Annotated in this window: 1 protein-coding gene; it reads right to left on the reverse strand. The window is 72.1% G+C overall.

Annotated elements, in window-relative coordinates; genetic code table 11:
- The coding region (locus AB0F61_RS34285; RefSeq protein WP_357818579.1) for an alpha/beta fold hydrolase at positions 1-571 on the reverse strand (571 nt) is incomplete at its 3' end.
- Positions 572-1,173: the final 602 nt, after the last annotated feature.

Below are 1,173 nucleotides of genomic sequence, written 5' to 3' on the forward strand. Positions count from 1 at the left end.
CTGCACCTCGCCTCCTCGGCCCGCGTCCGATGACCCCGCCGCGAGCGCGGCGGCGCCCCGAAAACCGGCGGCCGAGCCATCCGGCCACAGCCAGGAGCGGCATGACCACGCCGACCGACAGCAGGGCGCCAAGAGCCGCACCAGCCGCCGCCATGAACGGAGCCACTACCACCACGTCGCTGTGGCCGAGGCCGCCCGGAGCGACCTCGCAGCCCGCCTGCGCATCGTCCGGCCGCTCTGCCCCGACCACCGCACCGGTACCCGCCCAAAGGCGGTCTCGGGTCAGGCGGTGTGGGCGGTGTGGTGGTGCACGCCCAGGGGCCCCTGCGAACAAACCGGTGTGCTGACGGCCGCCCGGCGGATCCGTACGGGCCTCAGGACATGCTGCCCCGGCACACCGTCCCCCCTGCGACACCTGCTCCTCGTTGAGGTCCTCGGACGGATCGACGGACGCTTCGAGGACGAGCCGTCCGACGTGCGACGGGTACAGGTGGGCGTAGACCGCGCCGAGCGCCGTTCCGTACGAGACGCCGAAGTAGTGCAGCCGCTCGTCGCCGAGGAGGTAGCGCATCAGGTCGAGGTCGCGCGCGGTGTGCTGCGTCGGCCCCGTCGTAGCCGGTGTCGTCCGCGGTCTTGCCGCAGCGCACGGGGATGGTCGCGCCAACGCCGCGCGGGTCGAAGGAGACCAGGTCGTAGCGGTCGAGGAGCGGCTTGTACTGGTTGAGTCGTTCGGGCAATCCGCTCACGCCGGACACGCCCGGGCCGCCGAAGTTGAGGACGAGCGAGCCGATGCGCCGGGTGTTCGAGCCGGTGGCCTTACGGCGGATCAGGGCGACGTCAAACGTCCTGCCATCTGGTTTCCGGTAGTCGAGGGGGGGCCTTCATGGCGGCGCAGTCGTAGCCCGTGCGCGCGGTGGGCGGCGAGGTGCAGCGGGACCAGTGGAGGTGCTGGCCGGTGGTGAGCGCGGTGGGCAGACCGGCGGGCGGGTTGTTGGCGGTGAACTCCGTACGCGGCTGCGCACTCCGGCCGGGAGCGTCGTGCTGGAGCCAGGCGCCGACGCCCCGATCGCGGCGAGGACGACCCCGGCGATAATCCGCGCACCGAGCGAAAGGACGGGTCTGCGGCTTCGTATCGGATGTGCGTCACTCAGCGATATCACCGCGCTCCCGCCC

Origin of the sequence: Micromonospora sp. NPDC023888 (assembly GCF_040639415.1) — a bacterium.
In the GTDB taxonomy this organism is placed as follows: Bacteria; Actinomycetota; Actinomycetes; order Mycobacteriales; family Micromonosporaceae; genus Micromonospora.